Annotated in this window: 16 protein-coding genes and 1 pseudogene; 14 read left to right on the top strand and 3 right to left on the bottom strand. The window is 37.9% G+C overall.

From position 1 onward, the window contains the following. Positions 1-123 precede the first annotated feature (123 nt). The 8 genes and pseudogenes from IEX12_RS19695 to IEX12_RS19660 form a co-directional block, all read left to right on the top strand. Positions 124-627 (top strand): annotated as a pseudogene (locus IEX12_RS19695) (T7SS effector LXG polymorphic toxin); the annotation flags it as partial. Beyond that, a complete protein-coding gene (locus IEX12_RS19690; RefSeq protein ID WP_188725753.1) occupies positions 563-1,360 on the top strand; it encodes a hypothetical protein in 798 nt (265 codons plus the stop codon). The pseudogene IEX12_RS19695 and the gene IEX12_RS19690, both read left to right, overlap by 65 nt. Before the next feature lie 46 nt (positions 1,361-1,406). Further along, positions 1,407-1,649, top strand: a complete 243-nt coding sequence (locus IEX12_RS19685; RefSeq protein WP_188725752.1) for a hypothetical protein — start codon at positions 1,407-1,409, stop codon at positions 1,647-1,649. A 20-nt stretch (positions 1,650-1,669) separates the two neighbouring features. Then, positions 1,670-2,149, top strand: a complete 480-nt coding sequence (locus tag IEX12_RS19680) for a hypothetical protein (RefSeq protein WP_188725751.1) — start codon at positions 1,670-1,672, stop codon at positions 2,147-2,149. Between the two features lie 83 nt (positions 2,150-2,232). Then, positions 2,233-2,514, top strand: coding sequence for a DUF4176 domain-containing protein (locus tag IEX12_RS19675; RefSeq protein ID WP_188725750.1), 282 nt, complete (start codon positions 2,233-2,235; stop codon positions 2,512-2,514). 288 nt (positions 2,515-2,802) lie between these two features. Then, the gene (locus IEX12_RS19670) at positions 2,803-3,357 is read left to right on the top strand and encodes a hypothetical protein (RefSeq protein ID WP_188725749.1); all 555 of its coding nucleotides are present in this window, start codon (positions 2,803-2,805) and stop codon (positions 3,355-3,357) included. A 201-nt stretch (positions 3,358-3,558) separates the two neighbouring features. Beyond that, positions 3,559-3,960, top strand: a complete 402-nt coding sequence (locus tag IEX12_RS19665) for a nucleotidyltransferase substrate binding protein (protein WP_188725748.1) — start codon at positions 3,559-3,561, stop codon at positions 3,958-3,960. A gap of 1 nt (position 3,961) precedes the next feature. After that, on the top strand, positions 3,962-4,276 hold the full coding sequence (locus IEX12_RS19660; RefSeq protein ID WP_250889677.1) for a nucleotidyltransferase family protein: 315 nt from the start codon (positions 3,962-3,964) through the stop codon (positions 4,274-4,276). A 385-nt stretch (positions 4,277-4,661) separates the two neighbouring features. Here IEX12_RS19660 and IEX12_RS19655 read toward each other — a convergent pair whose 3' ends face one another. Next, entirely contained in the window at positions 4,662-8,870 is a 4,209-nt protein-coding gene (locus IEX12_RS19655; protein WP_188725747.1) for a GH92 family glycosyl hydrolase, read from the bottom strand. 560 nt (positions 8,871-9,430) lie between these two features. Here IEX12_RS19655 and IEX12_RS19650 point away from each other — a divergent pair. The 3 genes from IEX12_RS19650 to IEX12_RS19640 all read left to right on the top strand — a co-directional run bounded on the left by IEX12_RS19650 (position 9,431) and on the right by IEX12_RS19640 (position 10,973). Further along, a complete protein-coding gene (locus IEX12_RS19650) occupies positions 9,431-9,613 on the top strand; it encodes a hypothetical protein (RefSeq protein WP_102414687.1) in 183 nt (60 codons plus the stop codon). 116 nt (positions 9,614-9,729) lie between these two features. Beyond that, complete coding sequence (locus IEX12_RS19645) at positions 9,730-10,647, top strand: endonuclease I family protein (protein WP_102414688.1); 918 nt, start codon at positions 9,730-9,732, stop codon at positions 10,645-10,647. A 176-nt stretch (positions 10,648-10,823) separates the two neighbouring features. After that, entirely contained in the window at positions 10,824-10,973 is a 150-nt protein-coding gene (locus tag IEX12_RS19640) for a hypothetical protein (RefSeq protein WP_188725746.1), read from the top strand. Between the two features lie 137 nt (positions 10,974-11,110). Here IEX12_RS19640 and IEX12_RS19635 read toward each other — a convergent pair whose 3' ends face one another. Then, the gene (locus IEX12_RS19635; RefSeq protein ID WP_102414689.1) at positions 11,111-12,166 is read right to left on the bottom strand and encodes a C40 family peptidase; all 1,056 of its coding nucleotides are present in this window, start codon (positions 12,164-12,166) and stop codon (positions 11,111-11,113) included. Positions 12,167-12,416: 250 nt separating this feature from the next. Between IEX12_RS19635 and IEX12_RS23575 the strand changes: the two genes are divergently transcribed. The 3 genes from IEX12_RS23575 (at position 12,417) to IEX12_RS19625 (ending at position 14,052) form a co-directional block, all read left to right on the top strand. Continuing rightward, on the top strand, positions 12,417-12,545 hold the full coding sequence (locus tag IEX12_RS23575) for a hypothetical protein (RefSeq protein ID WP_284732481.1): 129 nt from the start codon (positions 12,417-12,419) through the stop codon (positions 12,543-12,545). Positions 12,546-12,808: 263 nt separating this feature from the next. Next, positions 12,809-12,994 (top strand): hypothetical protein, encoded by a 186-nt coding sequence (locus tag IEX12_RS19630; RefSeq protein WP_102414690.1) that lies wholly within the window; start codon positions 12,809-12,811, stop codon positions 12,992-12,994. Between the two features lie 308 nt (positions 12,995-13,302). Continuing rightward, positions 13,303-14,052 carry a deoxyguanosinetriphosphate triphosphohydrolase family protein gene (locus IEX12_RS19625; protein ID WP_188725744.1) on the top strand — a complete coding sequence of 250 codons (750 nt, stop codon included), beginning with the start codon at positions 13,303-13,305 and terminating at the stop codon, positions 14,050-14,052. A gap of 175 nt (positions 14,053-14,227) precedes the next feature. Here the strand turns inward: IEX12_RS19625 and IEX12_RS19620 are convergent, their stop codons facing one another. Further along, a complete protein-coding gene (locus IEX12_RS19620; protein WP_102414692.1) occupies positions 14,228-14,923 on the bottom strand; it encodes a FadR/GntR family transcriptional regulator in 696 nt (231 codons plus the stop codon). Positions 14,924-15,741: the final 818 nt, after the last annotated feature.

Genomic DNA, 15,741 nt, shown 5'->3' with positions numbered 1-15,741 from the left:
TCCTTCACCTTCGTACGATAAGTCAACATCGGTTCGCTTCCAGCTCACCGTGTTTCCTTTATCTCCTACGGCTCAGTCCAGCATATACGCCGCTAACAGGGCGCTTCCGCCTTTGTTCTATATCTTTATCAATCTGTGGTCGATTACCAAAATGTGCTGACAGATATGAAAGATTCTGTTAGAACATTTGAGTCGAATTCAAGCGGTTTCGTCAGCCAACAATTTTTGGAACAAGACGTGGCAGACGGATTTGATAAGGTAAAAAAGAAGACGATTGCACTAACGGATGATGCGAATAGTATTATTGGGAGTGTGCAAGATCTGGTTTCGGTTAAAAACATTGATGATTCGGAGGTTCTCAACAATGTTCGGGATGGGAAGAAAAAGGCGGAGCGGATTGTAGAGGAGCTAACGATTCTTGATGACTATGGAACGTCACAGCTTGAACAGACTAAAGAAGATTTGCAGACGATGAAAACGTATTTAACGGATATTGAGTTGAGGTTTAAAAGTGGCGATTTATCGGTTGGGAATTTTGACTTGGAAGCTGTGAAGGGTATTGGTGCGTATAAAGGCGATAGTGAATGTTGTTTATGGACGAGGAGATACAAGTTTAGAAAGTATTAATAGTGATAAATCAGGTGATAAGGGGAAATCAGTAATTGAGGTGGATGGTAATAATGAGTCGTCTATTTCCTTTGATCCAAATGCGCCTTTTGATTCGCCAGGGGATATAGTTAGTAGGGGTACTGATGCGAATGCATTTTATAGTACTTCTAAAAAGGTTGTAAATGATTTTTCCATTGAGAAATATAAAACTGAGGGCAAAAGAAATGTTAAATATAAAGTATATAACCCTGAACAAATCGGTATTAGTAAATCAAATAAAGGCAGAAAAACTAAAACATTCGATAAAAGTTATATTGATGCAGAAATAAAAAGGGGGAATACGCCAAAAATAGCTCAGTATGTAAAAACGAGTACAGGAGCAATTCAAGCATTAAAAAGCAAGGCGGGCTGGTTCGGGGTTGGGGTGACAACAGCTGAAAATATTCACAACAATATTGAGGATGGAGAATCAACATTAACTATAATAGGTGATGCAGGGGTAGACGTTGGATTAGGGGCAACATCCCTAGCCATTGGAGGAGCGGTTTCAGCTGCTGTAGTCGGCACACTTGGAGCCCCTATTATATTAGGCGCTGTCGCTGGGCTTGGTATCTCAGTAGGCGCTTCCTATTTATTGGATGGGGTAAAGATTAATGGCAAAACTATTAGTGAAGGAATAAAGGATGGAGTAAAAAAGGTTGGAGATGGGATAAAAAAAGGTATCAAGTCCATCGCTGGTTGGTTTAAATAAAGTTATAAAAGGGAGAGACTATCCTCTTAGAATTGAGTGATAAGAAATGTTAAAGATTAAAAATGATGTTAAACGTAAGAATCTACCCCAAGCTATTTCGGAACATTTAGATTTGGTTCCCGTTGGTGATATTAAAGCTGTTATATCATTATTTACTTTCTTGGTTCTCGACTTGATATGCGCAGTACCGATTGTTGCCGATCCCTTTATAAAAGAGTTTTTGTTTCTAATTGCGCCTTTTTTGATTTTTATTAATATTTTAATATCTGGGCTCTCCTTTTTATTATAAGGAATGTGTATTCAACACAGTTGGAAACAGTTTTATTCTTTGGGGTTTTAGGCGCGGTCAGTGCTTTTTGTCTTTTTGTGCTGACGCAAAAACTTGCTTATTTTGTGGTTGGGATGGATTCTCTAGTATTTTTAATAATTTCTCTCGTTGTTTACTTATGTGTTATATTTTATTTTATATTTTATTATAAAGAAAAGATTACTAACTTGAAAAGAGTAAAACAGAATACTAAAAAACGAGCTTCGTGGTCTTTATTGTACACAAGTCCTGCAATTGGTTATATAACTTATCATAGTTTTATTAAAGAATCACAGTTTTTACATCACGCTATGATTTTTGTTTTTTTTATGCTTGGAATATTTTTTATTTATATCTCCGTGAAGTTTCTGCACAAATACTATTTCATAAGAACCAATATTGATCTTGTAGTATTTCAGGAACCGAGTACAAAGGAAAAGAAAAAGGCTCTTGCCAAGGGAAAAGAAATAATTATTAAATAACATGATTATGATTATCCCTATGATAAGAGACACTATATATTCAATAAAGAAATATAATAATGAAAAAAGGAGGTTAACAAAAAATGGAAAATGAATTATTGCCAAACGGGACTATTGTTTTGCTTGATGGCGGGAACAAAAAGCTGATGATTTATGGTAGAAGACAATTACTAGTAGATGATGAGCAATCGAGCGATGAAGAAGAAACGACGATGTATGATTATCTGGGCGTGCCATATCCAGAAGGGTACATTAATCCCGAATATACATATGTATTCAACCATTCTGATATTGTTGAAGTTATATTTAAAGGATTTTTAAATGAGGAAGAGAAAGAGTTTCAAAGTATTTTAAAACAGGCGTAAAAATTACCGAACTTGTTTGTAAAGATGAAGATACCGTTTGTGTTGATGCCTCTGAAAGGGACTTTGAGTATTGATTTTTGGAAAATGATGACGGGTTTATAATCGAATTTTACATTCCAAATAAATCTTTACGCAGTTATTACAATAAAAGATTAGTGAAGATGAAATGGGTTTTATAGGAATGGGTGATATACAAGATGGCGAGTCATGTTATCTGGAAAGAAAATAAAGATGGCATAGGTTAATGAAGTAGTTGAGATTATCTCATTTATTTAAAAAGCATTCATCATGAAAATTTTATCTATGATTATAGGAATAACACTGGTGGTGTCCCTATCTGGTTGTTCCAACAGCGATGAAGTAACTAATGAATTGATTGAATATCATAATGACAGCTTTCTAACTTTTAAGGCAATGAAAGAAGAAGAATTCATGTCTAAAGTGGGCGAATACATTAAGATTGTAAAAAAAGGTGATGATCAAGTAAGTGCTGATTTTTTAGAGGAAGAAATGTTACCAAAATTAAATGAAGTACTTGATTATCTTAAAGGTGTTGAACCGGATCACAAAGAAGTACGAGAGTTAAATGAATTGCTAATAGAGGCTGAAGAGGCGGGATATAAAGCAATTAAGGAAGGGACTGAGTTGGCCGGTATAAAAGAAGGTGAAACCAATGAAAAGATGTTACAAATCGATAAATATGAAAATGAGCTTCAAGAAATGTATGATTCATTTCTTGAACGAAGGGATGAACTAATGGAGAAATATGATATTCATTGGGTCGAGGAAAATGGAGAAGATGGAAAACGTATAAAAAAGATGGAGCGGGATGCTGAACATTAAACGATTGGTAAAGAGGATTAGCTTTGGAAAGTTTATATTCGAGAAGCCCATGCTTGTTTCTTGAATCTCTAATTTAAATATTGGACGGACTGCATCAAAAATTATCAGAGTTTCGTATCCTGGCCTTTTGCATTTTAATATGCATGGATTATAATAAACATAAGAAACCCATCGATTAATTTTTATCCTGGAGGTGTCAAGATGGATCAATCGAAAGAAATACGATGGAAACAGAGGTTTGAAAACTTTTCACGGTCGTATAAATTGCTTGTTAAGTACGCAGAAAAGCCTATTGAAACAGAGCTGGAGCGTGCTGGAATTATTCAGTTTTTTGAAATGACATTTGAATTATCCTGGAAAGTTTTAAAAGATTACCTGGAAATGCAGGGCTATAAGGTGAGTAGTCCAAGGGAGGCAATTAAACAAGCATTTCAGATTGATTTAATTGAAAATGGCCATGTCTGGATGGAGGCTTTGACTAAACGAAATTTAACAACGCATACATATGATGAAGAAATGGCAAAGGAATTTGTTGAGGAGATTACAGTTGTGTTTTTACCGGAATTCAAGTTATTGTATGAGCGGCTGCTAAAGGAGGAGTAAAATGATGAATGGCTTGCTGAAAAGTGACAATGAATTTATTTTAAAGGCATTACGTCATTTTGATGAAATTGATCGGGCAGTTATTTTTGGAAGTAGAGCTATGGGAAATTTTAAAAAAGGCTCAGATGTTGATATTGCCGTACAAGGAGAAAAAGTCACCAGAAAGACGGTAGCCGATCTGGATTTCCTCTTGAATGAAGAATATCCGCTTCCATATTTTTTTGATGTTGTTCATTACGAAAATATTAAAAATGATAAATTAGTTGAACACATTGATAGAGTTGGAGTTGAAATGTATCGTAAGGGGGTTGGTTAATTTATTAATTAATAACCGAAACAGGCTTCAAGTATCCGATTACCCAGTCAGAAAATCACCAGCTCTTCCTCGAAAATTGGCTACACAACTTTCGCTTTCCTAACGTACCCATTCACTACATCATTGCCATTGCAGAGCCAAGTACCATTATAAAAGTTAAGGGTGACAAGTAGGCCATTGCCAAAGTTGTCATGCACGGCGAGCACGTTGAAAAAGGGTCATGGTAATCGATGTGCCTACGCGCGACAAAGCGTGGCGAACGGCAAGATCGCGCGATAAATCGAGATGAGCCGGCACTTCATTAACAAAAAATCCACAGAAACAGGAGAGCAGTATCCGTGCTCTCCTGTCATAAGATGTAATGAATCTATCATTCTACGATTTACTACTCCCAAAGTTTCACCATATAATCTCCATTATCCTTAAGTATGCTATAGGCTTCCTTGGTTAGCATCCCGGATTCTTGCTGTTGTTTAAGCAATAGGTTGAAACTTTTCATGTGTTTTACTACTTTTTTTGCTTTCCCTTGTTTTTCAAATTGTTCTACTGCGGTCAAGTGCGTTTCCAATGCACGAACGGCAGCTTTCTCTAGGTCGCCTTCATCATGTAAACGTTGAACCAGGTTTTGGATACCTGCAGCCATTCCAACTGGCGGTTCCTTAAAACCAAGAAATTCCACTTCTGATAACGTCGTTGATTGGCTACCACCATTATCAGTGATTTCTAACTGGTAGAATGAGTAGGCTTCAGGATCGTCGATTTCAAATGCCCGGGTGTAATTTCGCCAATCGAATGATTCGTTTTTCCGTTCATCCAGCACTTTCCAATTTTCGCCGTCATTGGAACCTTTTAATACCCAGCTTTTCGGATCGGCTGCCTGTGAATCCGGTTTATCAGATTCAGGACTAGTACCGGAAGTCAGTGTATACATCTGTACCTTTTTCTTCTCTTTAAACTGATATTGGATCCAAGGTTTCGTGTTATCAAAATTAACTTGTGTTTCAGATGTATTATCGAATAAGCGTTCGGTTTTTTCTTTTTCGCTATCTGTTGCAGTACCTTCCGCTTGATCGGTAAAATCATGCAATGAACCGGAAATAGATAATCCATCTGTTGCTGCTGGCGTAATCGATTCCGGTAAATCGGTTAGGTTACTGCCCCATTCAGACGGCTCCGATCCCATCTCAAAGTCTAATGTTGCTCCGTCAGCTAAGTCTGCATGTTTGATATAATTTTTCGTGTAGTTTTTCCCATTCACTTTCAAGCTTTGAACATATTTATTTTCTTTACTATTATTTGGCGCATTAATAACAATATCTTTGCCATTTTCCAAATGAATTGTTGCCTTTTTAAACAATGGCGCGCCTATTGCGTATTCGGAACTTCCCATTTTGAGCGGGTAAAAACCAAGTGCGCTGAAAAGATACCAGGCGGACATTTCCCCGTTATCTTCATCACCTGCGTACCCTTGACCAATCTCACTTCCAATGTACAGTCTGTCTAATACCTCGCGCACCTTTTCCTGCGTTTTCCAAGGCTTGCCAACATAATTATACATATACAAAATGTGATGGGCTGGCTGGTTACTATGTCCATACATTCCCATTCTGACGTCTCTTGCCTCGCGCATTTCATGGATGAGTCCGCCATAGCTTCCTGGGTAGGCGGCCGTTTCCGGTGTATTAAATAATTCATCCAGCTTTCCTTCGAGACCTTTCTTTCCGCCATAGAGATTGGCTAGGCCCTGTCCATCTTGGGGAGCATGGAAAGCCATATTCCACGCATTTGTTTCGGTATAATCATGTCCCCATTCAGCAGGATTAAACGTTTCCGGTGTCGAACGCCATTCTCCGGAAGGCTTTCTTCCATTGAAAAATCCAATGTTAGGATTGAACATCTTATCGTAATTTTGGGCCCGGCTTAAAAAATAGTGATAATCGTCTTTGTAATAGGCTTGATAGGGATCATTTTCATTATCCTGTTTATCAAGTGATTTTGCTAATTGGGCGATACCAAAATCGTTGATATAGCCATCAAGTGCCCATGACATTCCTTCACCAGTTGATGTGTTTGTATAGCCATCAAAAATGGAGGTTTTCATCCCCTTTCTGCCAACATTACCATTTGGCGGTACAACGGATGCATCTTTTATAGCCGACTGATAAAAACTTTCTACATCAAAATTGGTAACACCTTTCTGGTAGGCATCCGCAAAGGCAATATTTGCGCTTGTTCCCACCATTAAATTTGCGTATCCTGGTGATGACCATCTTGAAATCCAGCCGCCATCTTTATATTGTTGGACAAAGCCGTCGATCATTTCACCTGTTTTTGTAGGAGTTAACAGGGAATATGCCGGCCACGTCGTTCGATAGGTATCCCAAAATCCATTGTTGACGTAAATTTTTCCATCCTCAATTTGTGCACAAGTTTCGGTTGCTGTACTTGTTGTGCATGGGTTAAGCGAAAGTTGGTTAGCATGCTTGAAATCTGGTTTTTCTACCGTCCCTACATTTTCAAATCCGGAATTCGGATACAGAAATAACCGATACATGTTTGAGTATAGGGTCGTAAGTTGTTCTTCTGTTGCCCCTTCAACTTCGATTTTTCCGAGTAAGTCATTCCATTTCTGTTCTGATTTTTTCTTTATGGTTTCAAACGTATCCTCAGCACTGATTTCCTGTTCTAAATTTTTCTTCGCTTGCTCAACACTAATGAGTGAAGTGGCAATTCGCATTGTTACCTCTTTATCCTCTGTTGTATCAAATTTATAGTAGGCGGTTACATTATCTCTGCCTTCACCGGTTAGTTTACCGCCATCGACAACGGATTTATCAAATGTTGCATAGACAAACATACGTGTCGCTCCTGTAGATAAACCACTTTTCTGATCCGTATATCCCGATATGGTTCCATTTTCCGCGTCCAGCGTAATGCCACCATCATTACTAACATTATCAAATATAATATTGGAGGTGTCATCTTTGAACGTAAATCTTAGCATGGCTGCATGGTCAGTAGGTGTCATTTCTGCTTGAATTCCATTTTCAAACGTAACGCCATAATAATGTGCCTGCGCTATCTCATTATCATGTTTAAAAGGCAATGCGCGGGCTTCGCGATTCGCATCGGGTTCCCCCTCTGCATCCGACGGCATGACTTGAAATGTCTGTCGGTCTCCCATCCATGGGCTTGTTTCATGACTTAACGCAAGCGCTTGGAGCATTGGCAGGTTATCGTCATTATTACTTTCATGATAAGCGTAAATCCAGTTCGATCCTGCATTGGTCACTGGTGTCCAGAAATTAAAGCCATGGGGTACAGCAACGGCGGGAAAATTATTTCCCCTGGAAAAAGTTCCATTGGATTGTGTACCTCTAAGCGTATTCACATAATCGGAAGGGTTCTCATATGTTTTTTTGACAGGATTTCCGTCAATTTGAATATCATCAATGTGCCCTCTGAATGTTGCCGGTCCTTTCGGGTTATCATAGGCAACAAGAATCCGTTTAATCGTTTTCCCTTTCGCAACAGCACCAATGTCGGCTTTTTTGAAATTCCATTGATTAGCATACAGTGTTTTCGAATCCCCTTGACTCTGTGGGTTCAATTTTATACCATGCTGATCCATTACATCCAGATCATGCAGATAGGTCCCATCAGAAAATGCTAAATCAACGGATGCATAGGTGCTTGCATATTTTGTATGGTCTTTGTCGGTAAAGGCAGGAAAAATAGAATAAGATAACGCTGTATCCTCCGTCACCTTAATGTCAACATCAAGAATCTTATTGTAGGAATATGCTCTATCATCTGACAGATGCGAACCCTCGTACGTGATTGTATTTTTACCTGTCCAGCCAACATTTGCTTTTGCGGTATAGGTACTTGCTGGTCCGTTTGATAGCAATGATTTCATATCTGATGGTGGCGGTGCTGGAACATCAATACCGTTTGAAATCGCGAGCTCTGCTAGTTGAATAATGGAATCACCGCTATTTTTGGTAATGTTTAACCGATAATAGCGATACTTCTCCGTGTTTTCAAACTCATATACCTCTCGCTGGTAACGGTCATTGAATTTTTCATCCGTTCTCGTATCCAGGGTTGTCCAATTTTTCCCATCATTGGATCCGGCAAATTCCCAATCACGGGGATCTCTGCCAGGGAAATCATTCGCCGATGTTAATGCATATTTCACGACAGCGTCTGGTTGGTCCAGCTCAAATCGAATCGTAGCAGTGTCGTCAAACGTCAACCATTTTGTCGTCTCGTCTCGATCAATTAACTTGTCCTTCACTTCACTTGGCGGATTTTCACCGGATACTTCAATGTTTACAACCTTATCCGTAATGTCTCCTTGAATGCCGTCAAACGGGATGTTTCCGTCAATTCCGGAAGTCATTTTATTTCCATCCGCATCTGTTTCCACTGTATTTTCCCAGTCAAGTTGCGGGTCATCCGGCTCAAATGAAGTAAAATAATCTGTCGAAGCAGCTGAGGCTGGTTGAGCAGGTGTAATAGGGACAATCCCTAATAGTAAGACAAAACAAACTAGAACATAAACTATCTTCCTGACTTGTCTACTTTTCATCAGCTTTTTCCTCCTTCATCTGTTTGATTTTCCAGACCAATACTGAACATATGGCAACATTACGTTTGTTTATCCTCCTCTCTATACCTGGTTTTTAAATTTTGCTACCCGTAGTCGCAATGACGCCGATATTCGTTGTTTGCAGTTCTTAGAGGTAATTAAAACTTTTGCAAAATGCCATGAATTGGATTTATGGCATATGTGCAGCCAATAGTAAATAAAATCGCATACACATCACCTCCTGTTAAATGATAGCGATTTCATTGTAAATCAAAAATTTATCGCGGTATATCGAGCATCGTTCGGTTCGAGGAAGCTTCACTTCGTTCTATTATGGGAAATAACATACAGAACAGTGTGTTCCTTAAAACGGCATCATCAGGATCGGTATAGGTAATTGTATTTAGGTAAAATGATACATATATACCTATTATTTCCTTTATTATATATCAACTATTTGCAATCTTTTAAATTGGATTCTTCATTTTTTAACGATTCTCTGTACTTTTTACAGATTGCAATATTTGAGAAGCAAGTTTTGCTAGACGTTTGATCTGTCGATGAAGGCCTTAACAGATTATCTGGAATTTGAAAGCTTTCTTATTTTTGTTCGGAAAGATGCCATTAAACGGGTGCATCAAGTTGATTTAATTGGGAATGACCATAACTTGCTGAGGCTTTTTAAAACGGTATTTAACGATGCAACTGTAGGACAAAGAGAGGACAAATGGATTTATCGCTGAAATTTTGAAAGTATAGTTCAAGAATTGTGCAATATTTCCAACCACCTACAATACGTGGTATGCTACATATAACAAATCTCCATTTCATAATCCATTTCTAAGGGAGGAATAATGTAATGATTTTAACCCCCAGACAAAAGGAAATTCTTCTTCCGGTATTAACCAATCACGAGCGTCTTAAATCAATACTCTCTAAGCATAGCGGGATGAAGGAAAAGATGCGGCAAGATGAAAAATCCTATTATGATGAGGAGAAAGATGCCCGGAGAGTGGAGCAATACTATCGTTGTATTGATTTTGACGGTGATGGTGGTGAAGTAATTCCATCACTTGAGAAGCTTCTTGAGGAGACGCATACCAATCAGGTGCCATATGAACCAACCGAATATGTTTACCCGTGGGTTGATCTGCGTCCCAATGGAGATCTAAAGAGCATTTACTCGGGAAAGAACCGACAGGCAGAAGATGTGATTAAAGCAGATTATCAAACATCATTAAAAAGAAAAGAGAAAATCGACAAGCTTGATAGGGATCAAGAAGTGGGATTGGATCAACTTGCGATGGTTGCGGATGAATTTCTATATAATTGTGAGCATGTGGTCCCACAATCGTGGTTCAACGAGCGGAAGCCGATGCGTGGCGATATTCACCACTTATTTACTTGTGATCCTGATTGCAATTCACTTCGAAGCAATTATCCTTATCATGATTTTCCAGACTATAACCCGCATACTATCGGAGACCAGCGAGCAGAAGATGCATGCGGCAAGGCGGAGGAGAGCCTATTTGAACCGGAATATGGGAAAGGGACTGTGGCAAGAGCCATGTTGTATTTTCTAATAAGGTATCCGGATGAAATTGAGCAGTCCCATAAAGAGATGATCGATACGGAATTGTTGCTGGAATGGCATCAACAGTTTCTGCCGGATCTTTATGAAAAGCACCGCAATCAAGCTATCCATGAAATTCAGGGGAACCGCAACCCATTTATTGATTATCCCGACAAGATGATTCAGCTCTTTAGAAAACCTTAATGGTGTAAATGCGAACGGAAATGAGGGTGAGGAATGCACGTAAATAATTGATGAAAGCTAGAGAGGGAAGCCTAATAGGGTTGAATTCCTTCTCCTGGAAACGATTCCGATGCTTCTGATGGTTCTTTGGCCAACCGTTAATCGATATTCTATAGTCCGGTGGGAAGGGCAATTGAATGGGGGCTTCCCGGCAGCTTGTCATAGCTGCTATCGTTGTGGTATTTCTGCATATGTATCATAACGTTGATTTGATGGTTAAACACTCAGTTAAACGGACTATTTTGATTGAATGTAACGCAAAAGCGATCGAGCAGCGCCTGGAATGATTGAGTCGCGTGGAGAATCGATCGAGCCCTCGCTGCACACTACCTATCTGGTCTATAAAACAAAAAAGACTCCAGCACCACGCCGGAGTCTCCTGTAACCGATCCTTCATTAACTAAAAGGCATCTATCAATAAAAATCAATAAAACCGTTTGAATCCTTCAAAATGCTTACTCCAATAAGAGTTGCTTAAGCTATTAATCTTCACACCGTCTGATTCAGCACTAATAAATTGATTATTGCCCAAATAGATTCCTAAATGGGAGATTCCGCTCTGATAGGTGTTTTCAAAAAATACGAGGTCACCTACTGCTGGTTTGTTTACATAGTATGAGCGGTTGTAATAGCCGCCGCTTGATAGGCGCCCGATCGATTTACCTGCTTTGTTGTACGTATAATAGATGAATCCGCTGCAGTCAAAGCCGCTTGGTGTGGATCCGCCCCATACGTAGTGAATGCCTTGTAAGCTTTTTGCTGTGCTAATTAATTTATTGACGTTGTAATCGATATCAGCTGCCGAACCGCCGGAACTGGAGCTACCATTCCCTGCCCCCGATCCGGAGCTACCGTTTGCACCGATTTTTAGTTTTTGCCCGACGATGATAAGATCAGATTTCAATCCGTTCCGTTTTTTCAGGTTGGTAACTGTAACATTATACTTAATGGCGATACCGGATAATGTGTCACCGGATCTAACAGTGTAGGTGGAGCTGTTAGATGATCCGGAGCTTCCACTTCCAGAACCACTTGAATTAGAACTTCCCGAACTTGAAGATGATGCTCCATTCTTCGATACGACAAATACATCACCTGGGTAGATTAATGTTGTCTTAAGGTTGTTCCATTTCATTAAGTTGGATAATGATATGTTATGTTTGAACGCAATACCACTCAACGTGTCACCGGATTTAACGGTGTATGTAGCCGATTTATTACTTGATTGTTTATTACTAGAATTAGATGAGTTCTTTTTGCTGCCCGTTTCCAGTACCTGATTGGGAAAAATAATGTCACTTGTCAGGTTGTTGACTGATTTTAAATGGGAAACAGTTGTGTTGTATTTTTGTGCAATAACCCATAGTGAGTCACCACTTTTAACTTTATAGGATGCTGCATCGGCTTCTTCAGCTGCCAGAAATGCTGAGGCGATTACTGCGCTCGCTGTTACCGACATCATGATTTTTTTATTCGCCAACTTTTTTACCCCTTTCATAAGAAAATTTTACTAATAAATATGACCTAATTATACCAACAGAGGTAAAAATTTAATAGATTTATAGGGTATTTGTAATACTATTGTAATATTGGGGGAAAGATTTTAAAAGATTATGTAGCATCTTACATCTTTGTGTTATAATTTCGAATATAACGTCGGAATTATAGGTAGGTATATATTGCTGATTGCTACATAAAGGCATATAGAGGTGCAGACATGGAGGAAACGATTGCTGCTGATTATTTCATTGGTAGTTGGGGCAGCGTTAATAAGTGCTGTGATTAGTTATTTTGTCCTAACGCTAACCTGTCAATCAAAAATGCAATTCGTTGTGGATGTTCTTGTTTTGTTGGAATAGACTTAGGTTCTCTCCATGTAGTTCTTAGTCCCTGCTGTTTTTTAACGGGTAGACTTATATGCAGAGGTAAGAGGGTTAGATTTAAAATAATTATCGAAGAGTTGCCTTGGATCCTCGTATATGGTATCGCATGCATGGGATTGGGATCATAATCATCAAGATGGATTTGAAAAATAACTAGTTCAAAATAAATGGTATAATAGTCATAGGTTTTTTTATGAATAAAGGAATGTCAATATGGTAGAAGGAAAGCGATCAAATAAATGAAAAAACCAAGGTGTCTATGGTTAAGGATAAGCCTGACTGTTGTTTTAGTCCTTGTGCTTGGTGATGGTACATATGCATTTTCCATATATAACAATGCAAAGCAAACCGTAAACGATAAAGTGCATAAAACAGTTTCGTCCATTGATCAAGGAGTAGGTAAGAAGAAAGCTGCTGAATTATAAAGACATTCGAAATAATACGGTTAGTTATATGATGAAAGGGATTGGCACGAAAATTGGCGGGGGGTATTATTTGATTGTTCCGGATGAGGAAGTTGAGAAGGTGCACGGGATGATAGCGGAGATTAAGTCGTAGAGGGATAATTACAACTAGACCTACACAGATCTTTTGGGGATGTGTGGGTTTTTTGATCATAAGTTTTGCTGATTTGTTAATGATCGTGCATATTAAAAAATGTTATTAACGATGCATATTATCTAACTGTCCACATATTAGAAGGGAGATACAAAGAAAATGGATAATGTAATTAATGAAATATTATATTCCGTTAAAAGACTTAAATTACAGATTACATAAGGAGAATGTAGAGCGGGCCAGGAATGATTATCAACGAGATTATTCCAGAATTTTTTACTCAACATCGTTTAGAAGATTACAAGGTAAGATGCAATTATTAGGGATAAGGAGTGATAAATTTTATAGGAATCGTCTTACTCATAGTTTTGATGTTGCACAGATAGCTAGGGGGATAGCGGAAAGTCTAAAAAGTAACTCTGATTTAAGTAATGTTTATGACAATGACATGTATGTTGTGGAAGCTGGAGCACTTGCTCATGATATAGGAAATCCGCCTTTTGGGCATCACGGTGAAAGAATACTAAACAAAATAATGGCCGGTAGAGGTGGATTTGAAGGAAATGCACAAACGCTTAGAGTACTAAATGACTTGGAAAAGAAGTTACCCCAAGCTAAAGGGCTTAATTTGACGTTAAGGACTATTTTAAGTGTAGTAAAGTACTATAAAACAATTAATGATAATAACGAAAAGTTTATTTATAGAAACCACTATGAAAGAATTAAAAACAAGCTATCTGGCAAGAATGTAAACCCACGAACAGTTGACGTACAAATTGTTGATCTAGCTGATGAGATTGCTTATGCTGCTCATGATTTGGAGGATGCGTTAAGTCTAAAATTATTTAATATTGATGAATATATGTTAAAAATTAGTTTAATTTCGTTTGGCAGTGCTTGTTTTGGTCGTTTTCCGCTATCATAGTAGGAGCACCTCTTCTATTTTGGTAGTGATTCTCGTCAAATCAACTATACCAAATGTTGAGGTGTTTTTTCATGTTTAAACGTAATGTCAAGGATCATATTTCAACGACTACAAGCACTTGCATGTCTTGAACTAACTATGTTTTTGACGGTGCGAAAGTTGAGTTTGTTTGTTATTATTTGACCATTTCCTCATTATTTTTTATCATCTGCTGAACCACTGTACCAGAGTTGAAATCGATGTTGCCACGAAGTAATTCCAAATAGAAGTTATGCGTTTTTAATGTCCGCTCGATGTTGCTGGAGTGTTTAAAATGGATCATATTCGGCTTGATAATTTCATAAATAGTTTTGCCGATTTCTATGACAAATGGGTTATTCGTGGCTTCGAGTACGGCATAATGAAATTCCAAATCTATATCAGCAAGTTCCTCAGGACTTAAGTCAGAATTCATTCTTTCCTCTTGAGATTGATAGACCTCTTCAATCCTGCTGATATCCTTTTGTCCATTTGTGATGATCATGTTCATTAATAGAACCTCAAAGTGCTGGCGAAACTCGATAAGCTGCTCCATATTATTACTGTGCATAATCAAACTGAATATCAGCGGATTTAATGTAAATTGGGAGAGATTATTTGTAATAAACATACCTTCGCCACGTTTGATTTGTATTACACCAATTGCTTCTAAAATTTTAATCGCTTCTCTGACAGGAGTTCTGCTTACCCCAAATTGTTCCATTAATTCCTTTTCAGTGGGTAATTTATCACCTGGTTTTAATACTCCACGGAGAAGATTATCTTTTATAATTAATACAATTTCTGAGGATATAGTGCGGCTTAGGCTGATTTTATCAATGGAAAAAGTCATATTATCATCTCCTATATAGTTCATTTTGTATGGTGGTACTTACAATTATGCGGGAAATTAAACTTTTCAGTCAATTACTATTTACAAATGAATTTTAATTTGATAGGATATGTACAACATACTACATCATACGTAGTATGTGAGTTTTCTTAAATATACTATATTTCTCCATTTCTGTATAGGGGGAGAAAATTTGCTTACTTATAAATGAATATACAAGAATCTTATTAGAAGTGAGAAAGAAAGCTTAAATTATATTTTGCTTTGCGTGTTTATTTGCAATTTGAAAGCGTTGCCAAAATGGATAGCTTTACTTATTTTTATTCTTATAATCGAATTAACGTGGCATTTAGGCTATGGAGTTAAAAAAGGATGATATACAAAAAATAATGACGGGAGTGACGAATCATTAATCAGAGTGAAAAGTTAGTCGTGGAATGGATTGATCATAACAAAGCTGAATTAATCAATGCCTCAAAGACGATTTGGAACTATGCGGAGTCTGCATTAAAAGAGTATAAGTCATCTAAATTGTTAGTGGAAATTCTTGAAAAAATCAAGGAGTCGGGTGGAAGAAATCTTCTATTAAGGCCCTGCATGTAAATGGAAAAGAGCCGGGTGGAACTTTATACAAAAAAGCAATTAATTTATTTTGACTTGGCAATTGATTCTCGTTAACAACGAAACTTTACTTTAAGGAACCAAAGCCTTTTTTGAGAAGAGGATAGACTTCCAGTTTCGGATAAACATCCAGGGTAATCACAGAACTCGGAAAAATACTGCTTCAAAGATTTAAGCAGGATTTATCTATCTAAATC

It is taken from the genome of Lentibacillus populi (genome assembly GCA_014642895.1).
Taxonomy (GTDB): Bacteria; Bacillota; Bacilli; order Bacillales; family Amphibacillaceae; genus Lentibacillus_C; species Lentibacillus_C populi.
The sequence above is the reverse complement of the archived record's forward strand: the minus strand, read 5'-3'. Positions and strand labels throughout refer to the sequence as shown.

Bases quoted from the DNA above. Each gene is read 5' to 3' on its own strand.
- IEX12_RS19685 (WP_188725752.1), top strand. From the start codon at position 1,407: ATGTTAAAGATTAAAAATGATGTTAAACGTAAGAATCTACCCCAAGCT.
- IEX12_RS19675 (WP_188725750.1), top strand. From the start codon at position 2,233: ATGGAAAATGAATTATTGCCAAACGGGACTATTGTTTTGCTTGATGGC.
- IEX12_RS19670 (WP_188725749.1), top strand. From the start codon at position 2,803: ATGAAAATTTTATCTATGATTATAGGAATAACACTGGTGGTGTCCCTA.
- IEX12_RS19665 (WP_188725748.1), top strand. From the start codon at position 3,559: ATGGATCAATCGAAAGAAATACGATGGAAACAGAGGTTTGAAAACTTT.
- IEX12_RS19660 (WP_250889677.1), top strand. From the start codon at position 3,962: ATGATGAATGGCTTGCTGAAAAGTGACAATGAATTTATTTTAAAGGCA.
- IEX12_RS19655 (WP_188725747.1), bottom strand. From the start codon at position 8,870: ATGAAAAGTAGACAAGTCAGGAAGATAGTTTATGTTCTAGTTTGTTTT.
- IEX12_RS19650 (WP_102414687.1), top strand. From the start codon at position 9,431: ATGAAGGCCTTAACAGATTATCTGGAATTTGAAAGCTTTCTTATTTTT.
- IEX12_RS19645 (WP_102414688.1), top strand. From the start codon at position 9,730: ATGATTTTAACCCCCAGACAAAAGGAAATTCTTCTTCCGGTATTAACC.
- IEX12_RS19640 (WP_188725746.1), top strand. From the start codon at position 10,824: ATGGGGGCTTCCCGGCAGCTTGTCATAGCTGCTATCGTTGTGGTATTT.
- IEX12_RS19630 (WP_102414690.1), top strand. From the start codon at position 12,809: ATGAAAAAACCAAGGTGTCTATGGTTAAGGATAAGCCTGACTGTTGTT.
- IEX12_RS19625 (WP_188725744.1), top strand. From the start codon at position 13,303: ATGAAATATTATATTCCGTTAAAAGACTTAAATTACAGATTACATAAG.
- IEX12_RS19620 (WP_102414692.1), bottom strand. From the start codon at position 14,923: ATGACTTTTTCCATTGATAAAATCAGCCTAAGCCGCACTATATCCTCA.